The following is a 23690-nucleotide window of genomic DNA, read 5'->3' as shown; positions in this document are numbered from 1 at the left end:
TAGATTAATGAAAGGGATGATCACATGTTTCGTTTAAATACAGTCGGTCTGAATATTGCCTATGAGGATCGTTTGATTGTCGAGGATTTGAACATAGAGATTCCGCAAGGTCAAATTACGGCACTTGTTGGAGCGAACGGCTCCGGCAAATCGACAATATTGAAAACGATGGCCCGCATCATGCAGCCTAAGGGTGGAACCGTGCTGCTGGACGGCAAATCCATTCATAAGCAATCCACGCGTGATGTGGCGAAGCAGCTTGCGATTCTGCCGCAGAATCCAACTGCTCCGGAAGGCTTGACTGTGACGGAACTTGTATCCTACGGACGTTTTCCCTACCAGAAGGGCTTTGGCTCGCTCAAGGCGGAGGACCGGAAAATGGTGGAGTGGGCAATCGGCGTGACTGGAATGCAGGATTTCCATGATCGTCCAATTGATCAGCTTTCGGGTGGGCAGCGCCAGCGTGCATGGATTGCTATGGCGTTAGCACAGGATACGGATATTCTGTTCCTTGACGAACCGACTACGTTCCTTGACATGGCCCATCAGCTCGAAGTTCTGCAGCTCCTTGAGCATTTGAACGCCACAGCCGGCCGCACGATTGTGATGGTTGTGCATGATCTCAATCATGCGGCCCGTTACGCCAATCATATGATCGCTATTAAGAAGGGAAAGGCGCAAGCTGTCGGTTCTCCGGTTGAGGTGATGCAGCCTGAAGTGCTGCGCGATGTATTCGGAATCGAGGCGGATATTGTGACCGATCCACGTACGGGAGTTCCGCTCTGCCTGCCTTACGCGCTGGCGGGACACCCTACTCTGCCCAACGTTATGGCAGGCCCTGGTACAGAAGCTGTGATCATCCCTGAAAGAAAAGAGAAGCTCGTGGGTGCTGTTGTCCGATAGCTCCATGGTGCATCAAGCCTTTCTACACTCAAGCTGGCGGAAAACGCCGGCTTTTTACGGTATCGATACGGGATTTGGATTTTTCTTCTCGTTTGGTTATGATAGAAGCAGATGTTTCCATCTAACTTGTATTAGAATAACGCAGTTTTTTTAGAGGAGGATAAGCCCCATGTCCATTTATTCATTCCAAGCCATAACGCCCGCGAATCAGGTATTTTCCATGGAAACCTATGCAGGTAAGGTGATTGTGATTGCGAACACAGCGAGCAAGTGTGGTTTGACCCCCCAATACGGGGAGTTGCAAAAGCTCTATGATGAATACAAAGACCGTGGACTGGTCGTGCTGGCCTTCCCGTGCAACCAGTTCGGCGAGCAGGAGCCGGGCACCAGTGAAGAGGCGGAGGAGTTCTGTAAGATCAACTACGGCGTGAACTTCCCCGTTTTTTCCAAAATTGAAGTCAATGGTCCTGACACACATCCGCTGTTTCAATACTTGAAGGACAAACTGCCTGGGGAACAGGAGAGCGGCGATATTTCTTGGAATTTCAACAAATTCCTTGTCAATCGTGAGGGAGTACCCGTAGCCCGTTTTGAGCCGAAGGAGTCTCCAGAAACGATGAAATCCGCTATTGAGCAGCTTCTCTAACGTCGAACAGGTAGAACATGAGGTAATACGACGAAATCTCCCGGATGAGTACGCCGGGAGATTTTTTGCGTGCCTATGATCAGCTCAAGTTATTCCCAGTTGTAAAATCGCTCGGTTGTCGGTTAGCTTGCACGAAACAGCAGGCATAATCATAAGACTCATGGGAAAGCTAATGAACAGCAGGGAGATCTCTGTATCGGAAGAAATGTGAACAATGTATGAATAAGGCTAAAAGATGTTGCATTGTGAAATGGATCACATTATACTAAGGACATAAAGTGAAATGAATCACATAAACAGTCGTTGAAAAGTGAAATTATTCACAATATAAACCCGAGGAGGCAACACCTATGAAAATCGCAGTGATTGGATGCACACACGCTGGGACAGCCGCCATCGTCAATACCGCCAAATTATATCCTGAAGCACAAATTACCGTATATGAGCGCAATGATAATATTTCATTTCTTTCCTGCGGGATTGCACTGTATGTCGGCGGCGTGGTGAAGGACCCCGAAGGCTTGTTCTATTCGTCTCCACAGCAGCTTGCGGATTTGGGCGTAACCACTAAAATGCTTCACGAGGTAACCTCGGTGGATACCCAAACCAAGACGCTGCATGTGCGCAATCTTGAAACCAAGGAAGAATTCACGGATACGTATGACAAGCTGATTATGACGACAGGCTCATGGCCGATTATTCCGAAGCTGGAAGGCATTGAGCTTGACAATATTTTGCTCTCGAAGAACTATAATCATTCCAATACCATTATTGAAAAGGCCAAAAGCGCTAAACGGATTACCGTTGTCGGTGCCGGTTACATCGGCATTGAGCTGGTAGAAGCCTTCCAAATGAGCGGCAAGGAAGTTACGTTGATCGACAGTATGGACCGTATTTTGAATAAATATTTGGATGAGCAGTTCACAGACAGAATTGAGGATTCCCTGCAGCAGCGCGGTATTAAGCTTGCCTTGGGGCAAACGGTCAACCGTTTTGAAGGTCAGGACGGCAAAGTTGCCAAGATCATCACCTCCAATGGGGAGTATGAGACTGATCTGGTCATTCTCTGCATCGGCTTCCGCCCGAATACCGAGCTTCTGAAGGGGCAGGTGGATATGCTGCCGAACGGGGCGATTATCGTCAACGATTATATGCAGACCAGCCAGCCTGATATTTATGCCGCCGGTGACAGCTGTGCGATTCATTATAATCCTACAGGCAAACATGCATACATCCCGCTGGCGACGAATGCGGTTCGAATGGGGACCCTGATTGCACGCAATATCATGGAGCCGACCATCCCTTATATGGGAACGCAGGGGACATCGGGTATCAAAATATATGAGCAAAACATTGCAGGCACAGGTTTGACAGAGACAGCGGCTAAGGATGAAGGAATGGCGGTCGAGGCGGTTACGATCGAGGACAGCTATCGTCCGGAGTTTATGCCTACAGCCGAAAAGGTGCTGCTGAAGGTTGTGTATGAACGTGAGTCCCGCCGGATCGTCGGTGCGCAGTTGATGTCCAAAGTTGATCTTACACAGTCGATGAACACGCTCTCGGTCTGCATTCAGAATCGGATGACTGTCGATCAGCTTGCCTTTGTTGACTTCTTCTTCCAGCCGCATTACAACAAGCCTTGGAACTTCTTGAATACGGCAGGACTGCAGGCTCTTCCAGCAGTGAAACGCCAAGAAGCGGTGGTTCTGTAACCCATGTACCCCAAAAATCTGTGATTTTGTTCACGGGTTTGCCATGAAATTCGTCTCTCCCTGCTCCCTGAGTATTGTACAATAAGGACAATCAAGTACTCAGACGATGAGTTATGGATAAAGGGGGAGGAACCGTCTTGTTTTGGATTACGTTTATGATTGTTCTCGGAGCAATCGGTTTTGCGGCAATCGCCTGGTTTATGAAACAGCTCGAGAAAGAAGAATATAACTAATAAGTGTCATGTGATATAAGCAGCTTCTCCTTGGGAGGGCTGCTTTTTTGCATGGACAGATCCCGATTTTTCCAACTTTAATGTGATTAATTTCACTACTATAGCCTTCGTAACCTTCTAAACTGGAAGAGACAGAAGAAGCAGCGAATGAAAGGAGAGAAGAGAATGGCAACTTATAAACCGAAGCAAATTGCGGAACTGACGGTTGAAACCGGAGTCCATAAAGCCCATAATCCGTGGCAAACGGCGGTGATCCTTGGTTTTCTGGCGGGAGCTTTCATTGCTCTTGGTTTTTTATTGGATATCCGGGTGATTGCGAGCGCTCCTGAAGAATGGGGGAGCATTGCCACCTTTATCGGCGCGGCTGTGTTCCCTGTGGGGCTGGTGCTCGTATTGCTGGGCGGCGGCGAGCTGCTGACCGGAAATATGATGGCGGTTCCCTTGGCCCGCATAGCCGGACGCATCACGACAGGCGAGGCTGTAAGAAACCTTGTGCTGATCACCCTGAGCAATTTTGCAGGAGCGCTGTTTGTCGCTTATTTTTTCGGTCATGTGGTGGGATTGACGGCCAGCGATCCTTATCTTGAGAAGGTAGTGGAGATGGCGGGCCATAAAATCCAGGCTTCCTTCTGGCAGTCCTATCTGTCCGGCATTGGCTGCAACTGGCTTGTCGCGTTGGCGGTTTGGCTATCCTACGGCAGCGATTCCATGAGCGGGAAAATTTTGGGCATCTGGTTTCCGACCATGGCGTTCGTAGCCATTGGGTTCCAGCACGTTGTGGCTAACATGTTCTTGATCCCGGCGGCGATCTTCGAGGGCCACTTTACATGGCTCGATTATATACGTAACTTTGTGCCGGTATGGTTGGGGAATTTAACAGGGGGAGCCGTGTTTGTGGCGGGGGCCTACTGGATAGCTTATTTGAAGAAGGAGCAGACGACCCCGAAGACACACGCTCATGCCATAGGGGAGAAGGAGGCTGTTCGTCCGCAGGCAGCGTCTGAACGTGTTGTATAATCCGCAGAACGCTTTGTTACAATGTAATAAAAGTAAATTCGCCATGACAGGTTCGGGGGAACGTAACCTGTCATGGCGAATTTTTTTGGGAGTGGTCCATGATACGGCATGAGGAAGAGTCTGTTCTCTTCCATCCTTGCCTTAATCATTTCTTACCCTGTAGGCAGAGCTCTGAAACAGCTTACTCATCAAAAAAATGTAGTATGATAGAGAAAATGTTACAGGCAAATGAAGTGCCGGATAAGGGAGGGCCAGACGTGATTCAAGATTACAGCATAAAGAGAGAAGAAGACGGGAATGGCAGGCCAAGAATGACGGATGCGGCTGATGGTGTGTTCCCCGGCGTGTGTCCGCTGGATTGTCCAGATACGTGCGGGCTGCTGCTCCATAAGGAAAATGGCAGAATCGTGAAAGTCACAGGTGATCCGAATCATCCGGTCACGAAAGGCGCTATCTGCAACAAGGTCCGTAATATGACGGAGAGAATATACCACCCCGAGCGGCTGCTGCATCCGCTAAAACGAGTAGGACCCAAGGGCGCGGGGCAGTTTGAACGGATCACGTGGGAGGAGGCTCTCGCTGAAATTACGGAACGCTTCCGGGAGCTTATTACACGTTATGGCTCGGAGTCGATTCTTCCTTACAGCTTTTATGGCAATATGGGTGTGCTGAGTGTGGATGGAATGGACCGCCGTTTCTTTAACGCTTTGGGTGCCAGCAAGCTGGAGCAGACCATCTGCAATTCGGCAGGCAGCGTCGGATGGATGTATACCATGGGATTTTACGGGGGAGTAAGCCCGGAGGATACCGAGCATGCAGATTTGATTATAGTGTGGGGAGGCAATCTTGTCAGCACCAACATGCATCAGGTCGTGATGGCAGAGAAAGCGCGGAAGAAAGGGGCGAAGGTGGTCGTGATCGACGTTCACCGCAACCGGACTGCCCAATGGGCGGACTGGTTCATCCCATTATATCCGGGAACAGACACGGCGCTTGCCCTCGGGATGATGAATGTGCTGTTCGCGCAGGGTCTGACCGACAAGCCCTTTATGGAGCGCTATACAGTAGGGCATGAGCTTCTGGAAGAGCATGTTCGAGACTTCACTCCCGAACGGGTGGCCCGCATAACGGGTGTGCCTGCTGAAGATATTGTCCGCTTGGCCGAAATGTACGGACGCGCGCAGGCAGCCTATATCCATGTCGGCAACGGACTGCAGCACCACGACAATGGGGGCATGAATGTAAGAGCTATAACCTGCCTGCCGGCGGTTACGGGACACTGGCAGCGGCGCGGCGGAGGGGCGACGAAATCGAACAGTGGTTATGCGAAGCTGAACAGCGCTGCCCTGGAGCGGCCGGACCTGCGGGCAAATCCGCAGGCGCGCCATATCAATATGAACCGGATTGGCGAGGCCCTGCTGGATCAGGAACATCCTGTGAAGGGACTGTTCGTGTACTGCTCAAATCCGCTGGTTGTGGCCCCGGACACGGAGCGGGTCACACGCGGCTTCGAGCGGGAGGACCTGTTCACCGTCGTCCATGATTTATTTCTGACGGATACGGCAAAATATGCGGATATCGTGCTTCCGGCTGCTTCTTCCTTCGAAAGCACGGATCTGTTCACTTCTTACTGGCATCATTACATCCAGCTTCAGGAGCCGGTGATTGAACGGGTTGGGGAGAGCAAGAGCAATTATGAGCTGTTCTCTTTGCTGGGGCAAATGATGGGGTTGGATGACGAGGCATTTGCCGAGAGTGAGGAGAGCATGATCCGTGGAGCGCTGAACCTTTCCTCCAACCCTTATTTGAACGGGGTTACGCTGGAGGCGCTGCAGGAGCACCGGCACGTAAAGCTGGATATGAGTCCGCAGGCGCGGCTCCTGGAGAAGCTGCCGACCCCTTCCGGTAAAATCGAGCTGTATTCCGAAGCGCTGGAGCGTGCGGGACTGCCTGGACTGCCTTCTTATATGCCATTGCAGGAAGGATATGATGGCGAGCGCAGACCGGCTAAGGATGATTTGTATCCGCTAATGTTCATTTCGTCGCCAAACCATAATTTTCTAAATTCAACCTTTGCGAACGTAGGCAAGCATCAGCAGCTGGAAAAAGAACCTCTGCTCCAGATCCATCCCGAGGATGCGGTGGCGCGGGGAATCTCCGATGGGGATCAAGTCACGGTATGGAATGAGCGTGGCGTTTACAAGCTACGGGCGCAGGTCGCTGACAGGATGCTGCCGGGAACCGTCATCAGTCAGGGCCTCTGGTGGGAGAAGGAAGGGCAGCGGCAGCGTGCCAATGCGCTGACACCGGATAGGCTGGCGGACATGGGGAAAGGCGCGGTGTTCTTTTCAACTGCTGTTAATGTAAAGCGTCAATGAATGTGCTTGCCGGATGAAGCGTATGTAAGCGATACTGGTGGATGTGTCTTGCTTATGTGCGATGAAGGAGTATATTCATGAGATTTCTGCAATCCTACCCTAAAGAAGTCAAAATATTTTTGATCGCAAGTCTGGTGAATTCGGCTGGCGGCTCGCTGATGTGGCCCTTGGTGACGATGTATGTCTTCGACGAGCTCGGCCACAGCATGAGTGACGCCGGCTTTGTGATTCTGATCCAGTCGCTCGGCAGCATATTCGGACAATTGCTCGGAGGAGCCCTCTACCACCGGGTCGGTGTGAAGAACCTTATCGTAGGCTCTCTGGCCCTGAATGCGCTTGGACTATGTGCGCTGCCCTTCACCAGTAATTACTGGCCTGTATTCGTCATCATGATGGGGTTCATCGGATTTTGTAATGCCATGTCCATGCCGGCAATTCAGGCCTTTATCGGGTTCCGGTTTGCCGACCGGCGCGGGGAACTGTTCAATGTGATCTACGTAGCCAACAATATCGGTGTTGCGCTGGGGACGGCTTTGAGCGGTGTTCTGGCTGATTTGTCCTATCACTTGAGCTTCGTCCTGAACGGCTTGACATCAGCCGTGTTCGCATTATTTTTCTTTGTCTATCTGACCCGGGTCGACATGGAGGAGGGAAAGGTGCACTTGAGCAAGCGCAGCAGCGCATCCGGGGAGCTTCCGCTGCCTGTGCTGCTGCGTGATACGCGCATCTACCTGTATATCGGCCTGGGCACGATGTTTCTGTGGTTCGGCAACTCGATCTGGAATACGGGCGTATCGCCGTTCATTATTGAAGAGGGGATGCCCAAAAGCATGTACGGCTTGCTTTGGACCTTGAACGGCATTCTGATCTTTGTCGCACAGCCCTTGGTCTCCTGGATTCGGCGGAGCTGGACGGCCACGACCTCGTCCCAACTGATTGCCAGCGGCATCTTCTATTTGGCCGCCTATATCCTGATGGTGCTGGTCCCGAATTATCCGGGAATGGTACTGGCCATGGTGCTGGCAACCATCGGGGAAATGCTGATGTCCCCTGCCATTCCGGCGTTTCTATCGGAGCACGGCGGCAAAGGCGCGCCATTTTACATTGGGCTGGTCGGTGGGATCGGCGCAGCCGGGCGGGTGTTCGGGCCTTATGCGATGGGTGTGCTGTATGATCAAGCAGGCTTGGCTCCGGCGGTCTGGCTTGCGGCGGTTACAGCCGTATTCTGCATTCTGTTCTACATGCTGCATAGTGGGTTGAACCGCAGTCGGGTGCAGAAGGAGCTGGAGACGGTGCGCGGCGGTTACTAACAGCACGGCCCCACCGGTCAAGCTACGTATTCAAGGGCCGCGTCTCTTTCGCTCTGCATGCTATGCAGTGTGAAGGGGGCGCGGTTCTTTGGTATCCCGTTGTGCTACAATAGGTATCATCTAAACGCTCGAAGAATGGAAGGATTGAACAACATGAGTGGAAGTCAAGCGTGGACTGTACGTCTTTCAGAGCTTAAGGATGCATCTGAAATCATGATGCTGGATGAGCTTGTGTGGAACGAGCGGACAGCACCGGCACCGCTAAGCTGGGGTTCGAGAGGAGAGTTTCTTCGTCATGCGCCTCCAGGCTCGCAACTGGTTGCTGTTCAAAAAAATATCCTACGGGGATATATCGGCTTTCAACCTCCTACCTCTCTCGTCAGTAACAGCCATGTGCTGTCCATTCATATTGCTGTCCATCCTTCCTGTCAGAGGGAGGGGGTCGGTAGCCTTCTCATGCATGCGATGAAGGAGTTGGCGGCTTCCCGGGGCGTTCGCAAGCTCAGTCTGCGGGTGCTCTCCTGCAATACAGGAGCTATTGCCTTTTACCGGAAGAACGGATTTGTGAAGGAGGGGCGGCTGGCGGCCGAATATTGTATTTCCGGCACCTTCATCGACGATATTATAATGGCCCATCACTTGAAGAATGACCGACCATAGAGCTGATGGTGGAAAAATACATTTGACTCGACAATTGATAATCATTATCATTAGAACAGAATCGAATGCAGAAATGAGGAATTGGTGTTGAGACAAATCATATTTTCACGTAAAAGAACGATGAGCATCCTCGCGGGGATCATCTTGCTTGCATTGACCTTGTCCGCATGCGGACAAGCACAGCCCTCGGCCCAGCCGGAAGGCTCAGAAGCGAATCCGGCGGCGGCAGACCGTACGGTTACAGATGCTATGGGACATAAGGTTACGATTCCGGCGAATCCCCAGCGGGTGCTGGCCCCTTACCTGGAGGACCCTCTGGTGACTCTGGGTGTGACTCCGGTTGCACAGTGGTCGGTCCAAAACGGCAAGAAGCAGGACTATCTGGAGCAATATCTGAAGGACGTGCCATTAATGCCGTACGATATGCCTCCTGAGCAAGTCCTGGAAGTCCAGCCTGATCTGATCATCATCAACTCAGAATCCATGGTGCAAAAAGGGCTGTATGAACAATATTCCGCCATTGCCCCTACCTATGTGCTGGGCGATGAAATCGCCTCCGACTGGAGACAATCGCTGCTGAAAATCGGCGAGCTGCTGAACAAGCAAGCGGAGGCCGAGAAGGCTGCATCGGATTACGATGCCAAAGTAGCGGCTGCCAAGGAAGAACTGCAAGGGGTGGCAGGCGATCAATCTGCGGCCGTATTGTGGCTTACCCAGAAAAATTTCTATGTCGTCGATCCTGAGAAATCGAGCGGTGCCGTATTATATGGCGATCTTGGCTTGAAGGCCCCTGCACTAACGCAAGAGGCCGATTCGGATGCATCCTGGACCGCGATCTCGCTTGAGAAGCTGCCTGAACTGGATGCGGATTATATCTTCCTCATCAACAGCAACCAGGGAGCGAGCTCGGAAACGCTGGAGCGGCCAATCTGGAAGTCTCTTCCTGCCGTGCAAAATGGACATGTCTTCTCGATGGATAGCAAAGGCAGTTGGCTGTATAGCGGGAAGATTGCCAACGAGGCCATGGTTGATGATGTATTGAAATCCATAGTGAAGTAATCTCAGCAAAGATAAAGAACCTCCGGTTTCACGAATTCGTGACCGGAGGTTCTTTTCGTTGGGCGCGTCTATTTTCTTTGACAGCACATCTGTAGACGAAGGCTATCTAAGCTGCTTCCATTCCTTTTGCAGCATGCCGTACACGGCATGATTGACATACCCGGCGGGCAGCTTCTCCGCTTCACGGATAATACCTTCGAGCACGAATCCCAAGCGCTCGGGAATGCCGCGACTGCGGCGGTTGCCTGTAGCGCAGCGGATTTCAACCCGGTGCAGATCGAGGTCAATCAAGGCATACTCTACAAAAGCGCGGCAGGCACTTGTCATGATGCCTTGTCCCTCATAACCCCGGCCGAGCCAGTAGCCGATGCTCACAGAGCGGCTGCTCCAGTTGATGGGAAGGAAGCTGATGATCCCCGCAAGCTCTTTATCCATCCAAATACCTGCCGTAAAAGCTCCGTTCTCAGCAGCCTGCTTAAGTGCATTCTCTACAAATTGCTCGGTATGGCTGATGTCGGTTGCCGAATCGACCCAGGGCAGCCACTCTCGTAGACGGTCGCGCGACATCTCGGTCAGCTCGTATAAAGCCTGTGCATGTTCCCTCGCGATAGGCTTGAGAACCGTGCGTTCATCCAGTTCATATGTAAACAAAAGCGATCCCCTCTTCCTCTCGTAAATGCTGACAGCCGTAATATGAGGCCATGATATTCCATGCTACATGATTCCGCAAGAGTCGTCAAAAGGGCAAAAGATGCGTTTTACTCATACGGGACGAAGGTCACCTGATCAATCAGAAACCTTCCATCTTCAAATTTGTAGGTCAGCTCAAGGTCACCTACAAATTCAGAGGGCGAAACACTGCCGGAAACAATGGCGCGCAGCTCATTAAGGCTGGTGTCATAAACAATGTAGGAAGTGAAATCAAGCGCTGCATTAAAATTGGACGGATTATCGTAGAAATCTGCCGGGCTCATTTCGAGCAGCTTGCGTTGCCCGCGGAAGGTGACTTCGATCTCGACGGGATGCTGTCCGTCCTCGGCACTCACCTTTGAGGATACCTGTTTCTGTACGAACGCTCCCGCATCCTCCACCGAATACTCTTCAAGCGACTCCAGGTTGACCACATGAATGTTCTGAATCTCTGTGCCCGTACCTGACATTGCGGTCAAAATAACGACGGCTTCATGGACACCATCCTGATTCACGTCCTGGACGTACAGTTGAGGAGGAGAAGCATCCGCTGCGGAGCCTGTCCAATCGTAAGCCTGAAACCGTCCGGCTACCTGCAAAATGGCTTTCTGGAAGCGGCCGCCTTCTAGGGGACCGCTGTATAACTGAACAGAGGCGTCCTCGGGAGCCGTCGCAATTCGCTGATCGGGCTCCGGTGCGAGGGCGGGGGCGGCGGGCAGCGGGCTGGAGGACGTCAGTATGGCGGACAGGAGGAGAGCGGCAAGCAGCCTCAGCATGACAATGGCTCCTTTCTTAAAATAAGAGTGCATCTGGTGAACGTATTTGCTCTATATAGTAGGTCCGGTTTACGGACAGTGAATTTGGCCGCATAAAAATACAACTATCTCCAGTATAGAGTAAATCGCAATAGAAATCGTTACCTATTTTTAAGAGTTATTCGCAGGGTCAATTTATTGAACAATTCGAGCCGAAGGGGTATATTTAAGTGAAACATGTTTACACAGGCGTTTTCTGTTAATACTCGAGACAAGCGATTATGCGCAAAGAAAGGTTGATATGCGTGGAGAAGCCAAGCACTCCCCCGAATTTTATCAAGAACATTATTGAAGAAGATCTCCGTAGCGGCAAGGTGAAGGAAGTCGTGACCCGCTTCCCGCCGGAGCCGAACGGTTATTTGCATATCGGTCATGCCAAAGCCATCTGGATTGACTTTACTCTGGCTGACGAGTTTCACGGACGGACGAATTTGCGTTTTGACGACACGAACCCTGCGAAGGAGGAGACGGAATACGTCAACTCTATTAAGGAAGATGTTAAATGGCTGGGCTACGAGTGGGAGGAGCTTCGTTTTGCCTCCGATTATTTTGAAGAGATGTACAAGAGGGCCGTGCTTTTGATCAAGAAAGGCAAGGCTTATGTGGATGATCAAAGCGCCGAGCAGATCCGCGAAACCCGTGGCACCCTGACAGAGCCTGGCACCAACAGCCCGTACCGCGACCGCAGTGTGGAGGAGAACCTGAAGCTGTTTGAAGACATGCGCGCAGGCAAATATCAAAACGGGGAAAAGGTGCTTCGTGCCAAAATTGACATGGCCTCCCCTAATATCAACCTGCGTGACCCGGTGCTCTACCGTATCTCGCATACGCACCACCACAACACGGGAGACACGTGGTGCATCTATCCGATGTATGCCTATGCGCATCCGCTGGAGGATGCCATCGAAGGTGTGACGCACTCTCTTTGCTCACTGGAGTTTGAGGATCAGCGCCCATTGTATGACTGGGTAGTCGCTGAATGCGAAATGGAGCATACGCCGCATCAATATGAATTTGGCCGCCTGAATCTGGCGCAGACGGTCACCAGCAAGCGCAAGCTGAAGCTGCTCGTTGATGAGCGGCATGTCGATGGCTGGGACGATCCGCGCATGCCTACCATCTCGGGGATGCGTCGCCGTGGGTTCACACCCGAAGCGATCCGCAATTTCGTATATGAGACCGGGATTTCCAAAGCGTATGGAGAGATCGATCTGCCGGTGCTGGAGCACTTCGTGCGTGAGGATCTCAAGCTGAAGGCCCCGCGCACGATGGCGGTCATTGATCCGCTGAAGGTGGTCATCACGAATTATCCGGAAGGCCAGGTGGAAATGCTGGAAGCCGAGAATAACAGCGAGAATCCGGACATGGGCTCACGGCAGATTCCGTTTTCCCGGGAGATCTATATTGAGCGCGATGACTTCATGGAGGACCCGCCGAGCAAGTATTTCCGTCTGTTCCCCGGCAATGAGGTCCGCTTGAAGCATGCGTATTTTATTAAATGCAACGAGGTCATTAAAGACGCGGAAGGAAATGTGGTCGAGATTCACTGCACCTATGATCCGGAAACCAAGAGTGGAACCGGGTTTACAGGCCGCAAGGTGAAGGGAACGATCCACTGGGTCGAGGCCAATCAAGCGGTACCTGCTGAATTCCGTCTCTACGAACCCCTTATTAGCGTAGAGAAGGTGCTGGAAGATGAGGAGGACGGGGAAGAGAAGACCTTCCTGGATCAACTGAATCCGAACTCGCTTGTGATTGCTGAAGGCTTTGTGGAGCCGGAAATGAAAGAAGCGAAGCCGCAGGACAAGTTCCAATTTTTCCGACATGGATATTTTAATGTGGACCCGAAGTTTTCGGAGCCAGGGCGGCCGGTGTTTAATAGGGTTGTATCCCTCAAAAGCTCGTTCCAGCTGCCGAAAAAGGGATAAACAGGCGGCTGACATCATAGCATCATAGAAATCAGGCGCTTCAGCCGGGATCGGAATACAGTTGCGATACCGGCTGAAAGCGTCTGTTCTTTGTATCGTATATGATTGCACTGGAGATGATGCTCTGAATGAATGAGAGGCAGCGGGAGATTCTGCAGCTCTGTCTGCGGCATGAAGGAGCGCCGCTTTCCATGGAACAGATTGCGGCAAGACTGGGCTGCTCGGAGAAAACCATCCGGAAGGACTTCAAAATCATTGACGGCTGGCTGGCTGAACAGCAGACAGGCGAGATCATACGCAGGCCGAATCGGGGCATCATCATCCGACTGGACGAGGAACAGAAGAACAGGATTGAAGCGCAGCTTCTTCGATATGAAGGTGGGCTTGGCGAACGGGACAGAAGACGGCTGGAGCTGCTCCGGCTGCTGCTGTTGCAATCTGCGAGGCCTACCATCGATCAGTTGAAAAAAAAGCTCTATGTGAGCAGGAATGTCATTACCGAGGATTTGGGCAGGCTAGGAGAGCTAATGCAGCCTTTCCGGCTCCGGCTCGTGTCGGGACGACAGGGCATAGAGGTAGACGGTATGGAAGAGCAGATCCGGGCGTTTTTGCTGTCTGCGCTGGCTGACTTTACATCCGGGCAGCTTCCCGAACCGGAAGAAGCCGGGGTATTCGGGATATCTGAGACCAGACAGATGAAGCATCTCGTACATGGTGCGGAGGAACGGTTGTCCGTGATGTTTACCCCCCACGCCTTTCATTATCTTGTGCTCGCGCTCCTTACCATGCTGGCCAGGATTAAGCTGGGGCACATGATGGGAGAGCAGGCATCCGGTGCAGGAGCCACCTATCGGAGTGCCGCCGCTGAACTGGCACATGGGCTGGAAAAATATTTTGCCGCAGCCATTCCCGAAACGGAAGTGGTGTATATTGGAAGATTGCTGGCCGGCGCGGGCAAGCATTTGGATAACGGCCAGATGGAGGGGGTTCCTCTGTCAGAGAAGGATGACGTCTATGAGCTTACGGTGCACATGATCGATAAGGTGGCTACCCAATCGGGTCTCACCTTTCAAAACGACCAGGAGCTGCTGAGGGGCTTGTCCCTGCATTTGTATACGTCGATGCCGCGTCTGAAAGGGGCTATCAGTGCGGGGAATCCGCTGCTTGATGAAATCAAGCGGCAATATTACTATCTGTTCGATATGATTGTTGGCATTCTGCAGGAGGATGAAAGCTTCGCGGCATACGATTTCGATGAGCATGAGGCGGGCTACATTGTTCTTCATTTTCAGGCAGCCTACGAAAAGATGAATAAATATAACGGTCGGCATGCACGGGCTATGATCGTCTGTTCCATGGGGGTGGGCATTAGCATGCTCCTGAAGACGAAGCTTGACCGCAAGTTTGATTTGTTGGAAATTGCAGGCGTCCGCAGCGAGCGGTGGCTGAGGTGTGCCAAGCCGGAGGATTTTACCGGTATAGATTTTGTTCTTATGGTCAGGGACCTTCACATTTCCAAGGTCCCTGTGCCTGTTGTGCGGGTAAATCCGCTTTTTACCGGAGATGATGAAAGGCAGGTCCGGCGGGTCATTTCCAAGATGCAGGAGGACGGTCGCTTCAGCCTGCTGGGTGAGCGGCTTACAGGCGGACGGATCGTGGCGGACCTGGATACAGACGATCCGTTCGAAGCGATCAGGGCTTTGTGCGCTTTGCTTGAAAAGCAGCAGTGCATATCGCCGGAGTATGCGGATACCGTTATCCAGCGGGAGACCCGCTCTCCGACAGTCATTGGAGGCGGCATGATGCTTCCGCACGGTGAGCCGGCTCTTGTGTACAAGAACGCTCTGGCGCTCGCCAGATTGCAGCGTCCCGTCTCCTGGGGAGGCAGCCTGATCCGCTGGGTCCTGCTGCTTGCTCACCATGGCAAAGAGGGCGTGAAGGAGCATCAGCAGTTGATTGAGGAAATTGTGCGCCTGTCGGAAAATGACCGGCTGCTGAAGCAGTTGGAAGGAGCGACCCGGGCACAGATCGCAGCACAAATTGGAATACGGGAGCAAGAATAAGCTTGTTCGAAGGAGGCATTATGGATCAGCAAGCGGTATGGGCCATCGTTATTTTTCTGGCCGTGTATGCATTAATTATTTCGGAAAAAATTCATCGTACGGTTCTCGCGATGCTTGGTGCGGTTCTGTTAATTGCCGTAGGGATCACAGACCAGGAAAGAGCGCTTGAGCACATTGATTTCAACACCTTGGGGCTGCTCGTCGGCATGATGATTATCGTCAGTGTGACGGCGGAGACGGGGCTGTTTAATTACTTGGCCATTAAAGCGGCCAAATGGGCCAAAGGCGAGCCTTTGCGCATTATGGCCGTGCTGGCGGTCATTACGGCTTTCGGCTCGGCTTTTCTAGATAATGTCACAACGGTGCTGCTGACCGTACCGGTTACATTCAGCATAACAAGGCAGCTCCGGGTGAATCCCATGCCGTATCTGCTTACACAAATATTCGCCTCTAACATCGGGGGCACGGCAACGCTGATCGGCGACCCGCCGAACATCATGATCGGCAGTGCGGTTAAGGAGCTGACCTTCATGGCCTTTATTGAGAATCTGGCACCTGCCGTGGTGATCATTATGGCGGTGCTGATTCCGTTGTTCATGCTCATCTTCCGCAAGCAGCTCCGTACAACGGAAGAGCTGAAGCGGGGCATCATGGAGATGAACGAAGAAGACATGCTGGGTGACCGCAAGATGCTGGTGAAAAGCACAAGCATGCTGCTGCTGACGGTTGCAGGCTTCTTTCTTCATCAGCTGCTCCATCTGGAGACGGCGACCGTCGCGCTTGCCGGAGCGTTCGTTCTGCTGCTGTTGACCGGTGAGTCCATGATGGAGCAGGCCTTTACACGCGTGGAATGGACAACCCTCTTTTTTTTCATCGGGCTCTTCGTACTGGTATCCGGGCTGGTGGAAACCGGAGTGATTGCAGCCCTGGCGTCCAAGGCGGTTGAGCTTACAGGTGGAAATCTGACGGCGGCATCCATGCTGATCCTGTGGATGAGCGCGATTGCTTCTGCTTTTCTGGATAATATTCCGTTCGTGGCAACCATGATTCCGCTGATTCAAGGCATGGGGACGATGGGAATGACCAACCTTGAGCCGTTGTGGTGGAGTCTGTCCCTGGGAGCCTGTCTGGGCGGTAACGGAACCCTGATCGGCGCGAGCGCCAATCTGATCGTGGCGGGTCTTGCCGCTAAAGAGGGTCACCCGATTACGTTCCTGAAATATTTGAAATATGGCCTGCCGCTTATGCTGCTGACCATCGTGATATCCACCATCTATATCTACGTGCGTTATCTTCTGTAGCACATGTCGATGCGCATTTCTCCTCTATAGCCTGTTCGAGAGCCTGTTCGCGGTCAAAAGTTCCGGATATTCCGGAACTTTTTGTGCATTTAGAAGCTGCGGCAGGCCGTAAGATACAGATAAGCAGGATGAATCCAATTTTGCGATATCTGACAGGGGAGGATATATGAATGAAATTGGTTGCGGTTACATCATGTCCGACCGGAATTGCCCACACGTATATTGCAGCGGAGAAGCTGACAAAAGCGGGCCTGGATACGGGGGTAGAGGTCAAGGTGGAGACCCAGGGCTCCGCAGGCACGGAAAACGAGCTGACAGCGCAGGAGATTATGGAGGCGGACGGGGTCATTATTGCCGCTGACAAAGGGGTGGATAAGTCCCGTTTTGCCGGAAAACCGGTGTATGAATGCGGAACGAGGGAGGCGATCAAGGACCCGGTCGCGATTATCCGCTTGTTTCAGGACGGAAAGGTGGCATCTGCCGGCGGGCTGAAGACGATTGAAGAAGCCAAGAGCGAGCAGAGATCCAGACAGAATCCCATCTACCGGCATCTCATGAGCGGCGTGTCGTTCATGATTCCCTTTGTGGTCATCGGTGGCCTGATGATTGCTATTGCGCTGGCGATTGGCGGTGAGCCTACGCCATCCGGCATGGCAATTCCCGAAGGCTCCTTCTGGCAGAAGATCCAAGATATCGGTGCGACCGGCTTTATGTTCATGGTGCCGATTTTGGCGGCTTACATTGCTTACAGCATCGCTGACCGTCCGGGGATTGCGCCAGGTATGATTGCCGGTTATATCGCGGCCAACGGAAGCTTTTACAACAGTGAAGCGGGCGCAGGCTTTATTGGTGGTATAGTTGCCGGTTTCCTGGCTGGTTATGTGGCTTTATGGGTCAAAAAATGGAAGGTTCCACGTATGATTCAACCGATTATGCCGATTCTGGTCATTCCGATTATCGCTTCGCTCGTTACGGCCAGCGCGTTCATCTGGCTGCTGGGCCGACCGATTGCCGCGATGATGGGCGGGCTTACAGATATGCTGAATGGCATGCAGGGAGGCAGCGCGATTCTGCTTGCCTTGATTTTGGGAGCCATGATTGCTTTTGATATGGGTGGCCCGTTCAACAAGGTGGCGTTCCTGTTCGGGGCATCACTGATTGGCGAAGGCAATACAGCGATCATGGGTGCGATTGCGGCTGCGATTTGTACACCTCCGCTAGGCATGGGCATTGCTTCCCTGGTGGCCAAGAAGCTGTACAGCAAGGAAGAGCAGGAAGCCGGCAAGGCGGCCCTGGCCATGGGCCTGTTCGGTATTACGGAGGGAGCTATTCCGTTTGCCGCCAGCGATCCGCTGCGTGTCATCCCCAGCCTGATTGTAGGCGCCATGGTCGCCTCTGCTCTGGCGATGATGGGCGGCGTAGGCGACAGTGTTCCGCACGGCGGGCCCATTGTCGCTGTTGTTGGAGCGATTGATAACATCGGCATGTTCGCTCTGGCCATTATCGTGGGCACCGGAATCACCGCGCTGATGGTTAATCTGCTGAAGGCGCGCCGCTCCGCGAAGCAGGCGAGGGAGAAGCAAGCTTCGTCTGCGGCGCTCTAGCTTTGAAGGGAGAATGGTCTGTATGAATATAACCGAGCTGTTATCAGAGAACCGGATGAGGCTTGAGCTGGAGGGCACGACCAAGGAAGAAATTATAGATGAGCTGATCGCTCTGCTGGAGCGGAGCGGGGCGTTAAAGGACGCAGCCAGCTATCGGGAGGCGGTGATGGCGCGTGAACAAGAAAGCTCGACTGGCATCGGCTTCGGCATCGCCATTCCCCACGGGAAGACCCATTCTGTAGCTAGCCCTGCGGTAGCCTTTGGCCGTAAATTGCCCGGGATAGACTGGGACAGCATTGACACGGAGGATGCCACATTGTTCTTCATGTTGGCGGTCCCTGAAGACGGCGGCAGCGAGCATTTGAAGATACTGCAAAATCTATCGCGCAAGCTGGTCGATGATGAATTCCGCCTCGCGCTTGAGCAAGCACCGGATAAGGCGGCGATTGCGGCTCTGGTAGCGCAAATCCAGAGCTGAAAACGGCACCGGAAGTCCCCCTCGGGATCTCCGGTGTTTTGACTTTTCGGATTAAATTCCGTTCTGCGGTGCCTGCTGTTTCTCAGCCTGTGGCGGACGATAACCGTAGCTGTACAGCATATACCACATGACGCCGAATCCTACCGCTCCCAGCAGCGCAAGCATAACTCCGACTTTATACATCATCTCGCCGCCGAAGCTTTGAAAGAGCCAGCCTCCTGCAAAGCCGGCCGCTATACCGGAAATGCCGCTCCACGTGAGCGTGTACAGCGACTGGCCGGAAGAACGATATTCCACAGGAATGAACAGCATGGTCAGTTGTGTGCCGACGTAGAAATAACCGCCGAAGGTGATGCAGTGCAGCGCTTGTACGAGCACGATATCCAGCGGGTTCGAGGCGACAGCCATAAGCTGCCAGCGCAGGGCGAACAGCAGGCTGACGAGGGCGAGACAGGCGGTTAGGACCGTCATTTTTCGTTTGAGCCAGCGGTCGAACAGCAGGAAGACGATCACCTCAAATATGGAAGACATAAATACAGACAGGCCAACCATGCTTTTTGTACCGCCAAGCTCCGTGATATATAGAGAGACAAAGGCGCTGTTCATGGCGTTAGGAATTGACACCAGAACGCCGAGAAGGATAAAGCTCATAAAATATCCGTTATTAATAACCCTTCCAAAGCCGCGCAGGCTGATTGACGGGGTGTCTGGTGCCCTGTGGAGCGGTGGAAGGGTTGCGGCCGCTGTCGCTGCAACCAGCAGCAGGATACTGAAAACGGCCGCGATGCTGCTTATGCCAAAATAATCGATAATCGAACCGGAAGCGGCCGCAATTACAGCCCAACCGAGAGAGCCCCACAGCCGGTACGACCCGAATTTCCGGCCAGTGCCTTCGATGTAACTGAGAATCATGCTGTTGGTCTGAGCAAAGAGCGGACTCTGGAAAAAGAAAAACAAAATCATGGTCGAATAAATTAAGGAATATGTATTCACAAGAAATACAGCTTGTAACAGCAGCAGCGTTCCTGTCATCATAATAAACAGCGTACGCCGTACGTTCTGTGTCCGGTCGCTCATATATCCCCAGAAGGGGTTGGCAAATACAGATACAAAAGGGCCGACGGCCATCAGGCTGCCGATTTCGATTTTGTCCATCCCGATTTCCTGCAGATACAGCGGGAAGAAGCTTGAGAAAATGGCGATAGCCCCGTAGATGAAAAAATTGTACAGCTTCAGGGAATAGAGTGAATGGTTGCTCTTCCTCAACGCATACATTCCTTTCTTGGACCGATAGTAACAACAATGTATCATTGTTTCAAAAGGTTAACAATTCCAAGCGGCAAACTTATGACATGGAACATCGGAGGGAGGCGCAGCGATTGAAGGTAACAGGCATTGTACTCGCGGGAGGAGCATCGTCACGCATGGGGACGGACAAATCACAGCTAAGGCTGGATGGAATGACTGTCCTCGAAAGAATCGCGGGTGAGGTACGTAAGGCGGCAAATCGAGTGATTGTCACGGGCAGCAAGGGGGGAAGCCTGCCGTTCGGCCTGGAGGCGGTGCCCGATCAGTATCCCGGACAAGGGCCTCTTGCGGGCCTGCATGCAGGGCTTAAGGAGACACGAACGGAGTGGAGTATCCTATGCGCCTGCGATATGCCGCTGGTGAACGCGGAGACGATGCTTGCTCTGCTCACGTTGGCGGATGAGCCATGGAATGCGGTAATTCCGGTCATTGGCGGCAGAAAACAACCGCTGTTGGCTGCCTATCATCATCGGGTACTGCCAGGCTTGGAGGAAAGGCTGCAAGCCGGTCGTTTGCGGATGCAGGATTGGCTGGATACGATCAGCGCAGTATATGTGGACGGGGAACAATTAGCCGCTTCCGGGTCAAGGGCGGCGGACAAGGTATTCTTCAATATGAACGAACCGGAGGATTACCGTCGCGTAACCGGCTGGCTTCGGGAAGAAGCCAGCCTCAAGAATCATGACTGCTGATGCCCAACCGCCAGCTTGCGTACGATCCCGGCGAGGGCCGGAACCGCGTTGTTCATCTCGGCCGTAGAAGCGTAAGCGTAGGATAACCGCAGATGAAGCCGGTCCTGGCGGTCATAGATATCCCCGGGATTCAGCAAAATGCCGCTGGCAAGAGCAGATTCAAACAATGTCCGCAGCGGCACGGTTACGGTTAGCTTGAGCCATACGTAAAAGCCGCCGCTCGGCTTGTCCCATGCTGCGAGGTCCCGGAAGAAAAGGTGCAGCAGGTCCAGCAGATGATCGCGCCGCTCGCGCAGCCGAGAACGGACATGCTGCAGATGCGCCTCATGGCGTCCGGAGGAAAGCCATAAGGCGGCGGCTTCCTGGGCAAGCACGCTGGAGCCGTAATCCATCTGCATTTTAATGTCCGCCAGCCGTCCAATCACCGGCTCAGGCCCGATAACCCAGCCGATCCGCAGCCCCGGACTAAAGGATTTGGACAGCGTGCCTGTATACAGAACCCGTCCTTCCGTATCGAGGGACTTCAGGGCGGGCGGGGGCTCTTGGTCAATCCATAGCTCACTGTACGCTCCGTCCTCAATGATGGACAATCCGCAGGAGCGTGCCTGGTCCAACAGCTCTGCCCTTCTCTCCAGGCTCATGGTTCGGCCTGTTGGATTGTGAAAGGTAGGATTGGTATAGAGAAGGCTTGCGGAATAAGCCGCTGCTGTATCCGAAAGCTTCTCTGTCTGCAGTCCCTCCGTGTCCATCGGCAGTCCGATGAGCTTCATACCGGCCGACTGGAAGGCATGAATGGAGTATAGATAGGACGGCTTTTCGGTCAGGATGGCCGTTCCCTTGGGAAGCAGCCCCACGGAAATCAGATGAAGGGCCTGCAGCGAACCGGACACAATCAGTACGGAAGCCGCGCTGGCCAGGATTCCCGATCCGGCGGCCTGGTTGGCAATTGCCTCGCGCAGCTCGGGGCAGCCCTGCGGCTCCGGATAACTCAGCCTTCGGCTGTGCTGTGACAGCTCGGCCAGCAGCCGATTGTAGCTATCGTGAGGCAGCAGCTCGGAGGACAGTTCCCCGGTTCCCAGCCGGATGATGCCGGATGCAGCTTCCATACGGTTAATCGTTTGGATGACAGGCAGGTTGGGGTAATGAATGCCTTCATCAGCCGCATCCACCCAGATGGGCTCCGCTGTGGTATTGAACGGCTCTTGAGGCCCTGAGCGTACCACGGTTCCGCCGCCGCGGTTGCCTTCCAGCAGCCCGGATGCGGACAACAGGCCGAGAGCAGTTGTTACTGTGCTGCGGTTGACCCCGAACAGTGTGGACAAGGTCCGCTGGGAAGGAAGACGGGTGCCGGACGGCCATTCGCCATGAAGGATTTTCAAGCGAATATAGTGTTCGATCTGTTTGTATACCGGAAGCGGGGAAGAGGTATCTGGCCTCCAGTCGGGAATCAGCATGACGAGACTTCCTTTCACCGAGAGCATTCTGACCAGTTAGTCATAACGGTTGACCAGATTCAATATTACTCCCTCCTGAGCAAGAATGCGAATGGAGCCTTTTCATATTATCCAGAACAGAAAATAATGTATCCTAACAGCCAGTTTATGCTTTTTAGGAGAGGGTGTGAGCATGGTGCCACTAATCAGACATGATACTTATATAGAAGCTCCGATAAATGTCTGTTTTGACCTTGTAAGAGATGTAGAAATACACACAAAAACAACGTCAAAAACGAAAGAAAAGGCAGTTGGCGGGGTGACAAAGGGGTTGCTCAAAGAAGGGGACACCGTTACCTGGGAAGCCATTCATTTTGGGATTAAACAAAGGTTAACGGCTAAGGTAGTAGAAATGGAAATCCCCCACAAGCTTACGGATGTGATGGTCAAGGGAGCCTTTCGTTCCTTCACTCACACACATGCATTTCTGGAGCATGGCCAAGGAACTATTATGAAGGATACATTTGAATATAGATCGCCTTTTGGAGTTATTGGAAAAGTAGTTGATCGATTGTTCCTTGAAAAATATATGCAGAGATTTATTATAGATCGGGCCAATGAATTGAAGAAACTTGCGGAAGAGATTTCATAAACTGCTTTTCCATTTTTCAAACCGACAAGCCCGCATAGATACGCCGAAACATCGGAAAACAGGAACTATGTCTGCCGAATTATTTGGCTGGTGGGATCATGAGAATTTGGCTGGCGACAAGTCTCTGTCAACGCATTAGAGTGATTTACATGAATCAAGCTGACAGAAGAGAGGATTTGTACCCGGATGATGGAAGCTGCTGTACATGCGTTCTTGCTCGCGCTGGGGCTCATTTTACCCTTGGGCGTACAGAACGTATTCATATTCAATCAGGGGGCCAGCCAGCCTAGTCTGAGGAAGGCGCTCCCTGCTGTAATCACGGCTGGCGTTTGTGATACGCTGCTCATTTTCCTCGCTGTAGGGGGCGTGTCACTGCTCATGCTGCGATGGAGCTGGCTGACGGATATTTTGTACGGGGCCGGCTGCCTGTTCCTGTTGTATATGGCCTGGAGCATCTGGCGTTCGGGTCAGTCTCAGGCGGGGGCGCCTTCCCCCCTTCGGGCTTCGCGCCAGGTTGCTTTCGCGGCCTCGGTGTCGCTGTTGAACCCGCATGCCATTCTGGATACGGTTGGCGTCATCGGAACCAGCTCCCTGCAGTATGAAGGAGGGGACAGGTGGGTATTCACGCTGACCGCAGCTCTGGTGTCCTGGTGCTGGTTTGCAGGGCTGGCCGCGGCTGGCAGGGGAGTGGGGCGAATTGATCCGGCAGGCGGAATCAGCAGGAACCTGAACAGGGTGTCAGCGCTTGTGATTTTCGGATTGGCCATATACATGGCAGTCACTTTGCTTAGGTAAAAAAGAAGCCGTC

Annotated in this window: 20 protein-coding genes; 16 read left to right on the top strand and 4 right to left on the bottom strand. The window is 52.8% G+C overall.

The features are described from left to right. The first annotated feature begins 24 nt into the window (after nt 1-24). The 8 genes from OIN60_RS05060 (at nt 25) to OIN60_RS05025 (ending at nt 9918) form a co-directional block, all read left to right on the top strand. Nucleotides 25-903 (top strand): ABC transporter ATP-binding protein, encoded by an 879-nt coding sequence (locus OIN60_RS05060; protein WP_305753766.1) that lies wholly within the window; start codon nt 25-27, stop codon nt 901-903. 169 nt (nt 904-1072) lie between these two features. After that, the gene (locus tag OIN60_RS05055; protein WP_305753765.1) at nt 1073-1549 is read left to right on the top strand and encodes a glutathione peroxidase; all 477 of its coding nucleotides are present in this window, start codon (nt 1073-1075) and stop codon (nt 1547-1549) included. 350 nt (nt 1550-1899) lie between these two features. After that, nucleotides 1900-3261, top strand: coding sequence for an FAD-dependent oxidoreductase (locus tag OIN60_RS05050; protein WP_305753764.1), 1362 nt, complete (start codon nt 1900-1902; stop codon nt 3259-3261). 398 nt (nt 3262-3659) lie between these two features. Next, on the top strand, nt 3660-4511 hold the full coding sequence (locus OIN60_RS05045; RefSeq protein WP_305753763.1) for a formate/nitrite transporter family protein: 852 nt from the start codon (nt 3660-3662) through the stop codon (nt 4509-4511). A 311-nt stretch (nt 4512-4822) separates the two neighbouring features. Then, the gene (locus tag OIN60_RS05040) at nt 4823-6889 is read left to right on the top strand and encodes a molybdopterin-containing oxidoreductase family protein (protein WP_305754086.1); all 2067 of its coding nucleotides are present in this window, start codon (nt 4823-4825) and stop codon (nt 6887-6889) included. A gap of 77 nt (nt 6890-6966) precedes the next feature. After that, nucleotides 6967-8199, top strand: a complete 1233-nt coding sequence (locus tag OIN60_RS05035) for an MFS transporter (protein WP_305753762.1) — start codon at nt 6967-6969, stop codon at nt 8197-8199. Nucleotides 8200-8352: 153 nt separating this feature from the next. After that, complete coding sequence (locus OIN60_RS05030) at nt 8353-8859, top strand: GNAT family N-acetyltransferase (protein ID WP_305753761.1); 507 nt, start codon at nt 8353-8355, stop codon at nt 8857-8859. A gap of 87 nt (nt 8860-8946) precedes the next feature. Further along, nucleotides 8947-9918 carry an iron-hydroxamate ABC transporter substrate-binding protein gene (locus tag OIN60_RS05025; RefSeq protein ID WP_305753760.1) on the top strand — a complete coding sequence of 324 codons (972 nt, stop codon included), beginning with the start codon at nt 8947-8949 and terminating at the stop codon, nt 9916-9918. Between the two features lie 102 nt (nt 9919-10020). Here OIN60_RS05025 and OIN60_RS05020 read toward each other — a convergent pair whose 3' ends face one another. Beyond that, entirely contained in the window at nt 10021-10569 is a 549-nt protein-coding gene (locus tag OIN60_RS05020) for a GNAT family N-acetyltransferase (RefSeq protein ID WP_305753759.1), read from the bottom strand. Nucleotides 10570-10676: 107 nt separating this feature from the next. Next, nucleotides 10677-11384 carry a copper amine oxidase gene (locus OIN60_RS05015; RefSeq protein ID WP_305753758.1) on the bottom strand — a complete coding sequence of 236 codons (708 nt, stop codon included), beginning with the start codon at nt 11382-11384 and terminating at the stop codon, nt 10677-10679. A 284-nt stretch (nt 11385-11668) separates the two neighbouring features. Between OIN60_RS05015 and OIN60_RS05010 the strand changes: the two genes are divergently transcribed. The 5 genes from OIN60_RS05010 to OIN60_RS04990 all read left to right on the top strand — a co-directional run bounded on the left by OIN60_RS05010 (nt 11669) and on the right by OIN60_RS04990 (nt 18797). Further along, nucleotides 11669-13351, top strand: a complete 1683-nt coding sequence (locus OIN60_RS05010; protein ID WP_305753757.1) for a glutamine--tRNA ligase/YqeY domain fusion protein — start codon at nt 11669-11671, stop codon at nt 13349-13351. Nucleotides 13352-13479: 128 nt separating this feature from the next. After that, a complete protein-coding gene (locus OIN60_RS05005; RefSeq protein WP_305753756.1) occupies nt 13480-15414 on the top strand; it encodes a BglG family transcription antiterminator in 1935 nt (644 codons plus the stop codon). A 20-nt stretch (nt 15415-15434) separates the two neighbouring features. Then, nucleotides 15435-16715 carry an ArsB/NhaD family transporter gene (locus OIN60_RS05000; RefSeq protein WP_305753755.1) on the top strand — a complete coding sequence of 427 codons (1281 nt, stop codon included), beginning with the start codon at nt 15435-15437 and terminating at the stop codon, nt 16713-16715. A 170-nt stretch (nt 16716-16885) separates the two neighbouring features. Further along, nucleotides 16886-18319 (top strand): PTS fructose transporter subunit IIC, encoded by a 1434-nt coding sequence (locus OIN60_RS04995; protein ID WP_305753754.1) that lies wholly within the window; start codon nt 16886-16888, stop codon nt 18317-18319. A gap of 22 nt (nt 18320-18341) precedes the next feature. Beyond that, nucleotides 18342-18797 (top strand): PTS sugar transporter subunit IIA, encoded by a 456-nt coding sequence (locus OIN60_RS04990; RefSeq protein ID WP_305753753.1) that lies wholly within the window; start codon nt 18342-18344, stop codon nt 18795-18797. Between the two features lie 51 nt (nt 18798-18848). Here OIN60_RS04990 and OIN60_RS04985 read toward each other — a convergent pair whose 3' ends face one another. Further along, entirely contained in the window at nt 18849-20072 is a 1224-nt protein-coding gene (locus tag OIN60_RS04985; protein WP_305753752.1) for an MFS transporter, read from the bottom strand. 104 nt (nt 20073-20176) lie between these two features. Here OIN60_RS04985 and mobA point away from each other — a divergent pair, with 104 nt between their 5' ends. Continuing rightward, nucleotides 20177-20797: a molybdenum cofactor guanylyltransferase gene (gene mobA / locus OIN60_RS04980; protein ID WP_305753751.1), complete on the top strand. Its 621-nt coding sequence runs from the start codon at nt 20177-20179 to the stop codon at nt 20795-20797. On the opposite strand, the gene OIN60_RS04975 is transcribed toward mobA, so the two are convergent. Then, a complete protein-coding gene (locus OIN60_RS04975; RefSeq protein ID WP_305753750.1) occupies nt 20785-22251 on the bottom strand; it encodes an aminotransferase-like domain-containing protein in 1467 nt (488 codons plus the stop codon). The genes mobA and OIN60_RS04975 overlap by 13 nt on opposite strands. Before the next feature lie 175 nt (nt 22252-22426). Between OIN60_RS04975 and OIN60_RS04970 the strand changes: the two genes are divergently transcribed. Together OIN60_RS04970 and OIN60_RS04965 are read left to right on the top strand one after the other, a co-directional pair. Further along, nucleotides 22427-22882, top strand: a complete 456-nt coding sequence (locus tag OIN60_RS04970) for an SRPBCC family protein (protein ID WP_305754085.1) — start codon at nt 22427-22429, stop codon at nt 22880-22882. Nucleotides 22883-23068: 186 nt separating this feature from the next. After that, a complete protein-coding gene (locus OIN60_RS04965) occupies nt 23069-23677 on the top strand; it encodes a LysE/ArgO family amino acid transporter (protein ID WP_305753749.1) in 609 nt (202 codons plus the stop codon). The last annotated feature ends 13 nt before the right edge of the window (nt 23678-23690 follow it).

It is taken from the genome of Paenibacillus zeirhizosphaerae (genome assembly GCF_030705605.1).
In the GTDB taxonomy this organism is placed as follows: domain Bacteria; phylum Bacillota; class Bacilli; order Paenibacillales; family Paenibacillaceae; genus Paenibacillus; species Paenibacillus zeirhizosphaerae.
The sequence above is the reverse complement of the archived record's forward strand: the minus strand, read 5'-3'. Positions and strand labels throughout refer to the sequence as shown.

Bases quoted from the DNA above. Each gene is read 5' to 3' on its own strand.
- OIN60_RS05000 (WP_305753755.1), top strand. From the start codon at position 15,435: ATGGATCAGCAAGCGGTATGGGCCATCGTTATTTTTCTGGCCGTGTAT.
- OIN60_RS05015 (WP_305753758.1), bottom strand. From the start codon at position 11,384: ATGCTGAGGCTGCTTGCCGCTCTCCTCCTGTCCGCCATACTGACGTCC.
- OIN60_RS05055 (WP_305753765.1), top strand. From the start codon at position 1,073: ATGTCCATTTATTCATTCCAAGCCATAACGCCCGCGAATCAGGTATTT.
- OIN60_RS04975 (WP_305753750.1), bottom strand. From the start codon at position 22,251: ATGCTGATTCCCGACTGGAGGCCAGATACCTCTTCCCCGCTTCCGGTA.
- OIN60_RS04990 (WP_305753753.1), top strand. From the start codon at position 18,342: ATGAATATAACCGAGCTGTTATCAGAGAACCGGATGAGGCTTGAGCTG.
- OIN60_RS05045 (WP_305753763.1), top strand. From the start codon at position 3,660: ATGGCAACTTATAAACCGAAGCAAATTGCGGAACTGACGGTTGAAACC.
- OIN60_RS05005 (WP_305753756.1), top strand. From the start codon at position 13,480: ATGAATGAGAGGCAGCGGGAGATTCTGCAGCTCTGTCTGCGGCATGAA.
- OIN60_RS04965 (WP_305753749.1), top strand. From the start codon at position 23,069: ATGATGGAAGCTGCTGTACATGCGTTCTTGCTCGCGCTGGGGCTCATT.
- OIN60_RS05035 (WP_305753762.1), top strand. From the start codon at position 6,967: ATGAGATTTCTGCAATCCTACCCTAAAGAAGTCAAAATATTTTTGATC.
- OIN60_RS04995 (WP_305753754.1), top strand. From the start codon at position 16,886: ATGAAATTGGTTGCGGTTACATCATGTCCGACCGGAATTGCCCACACG.
- OIN60_RS05060 (WP_305753766.1), top strand. From the start codon at position 25: ATGTTTCGTTTAAATACAGTCGGTCTGAATATTGCCTATGAGGATCGT.
- OIN60_RS04985 (WP_305753752.1), bottom strand. From the start codon at position 20,072: ATGTATGCGTTGAGGAAGAGCAACCATTCACTCTATTCCCTGAAGCTG.
- OIN60_RS05040 (WP_305754086.1), top strand. From the start codon at position 4,823: ATGACGGATGCGGCTGATGGTGTGTTCCCCGGCGTGTGTCCGCTGGAT.
- OIN60_RS05050 (WP_305753764.1), top strand. From the start codon at position 1,900: ATGAAAATCGCAGTGATTGGATGCACACACGCTGGGACAGCCGCCATC.
- OIN60_RS05030 (WP_305753761.1), top strand. From the start codon at position 8,353: ATGAGTGGAAGTCAAGCGTGGACTGTACGTCTTTCAGAGCTTAAGGAT.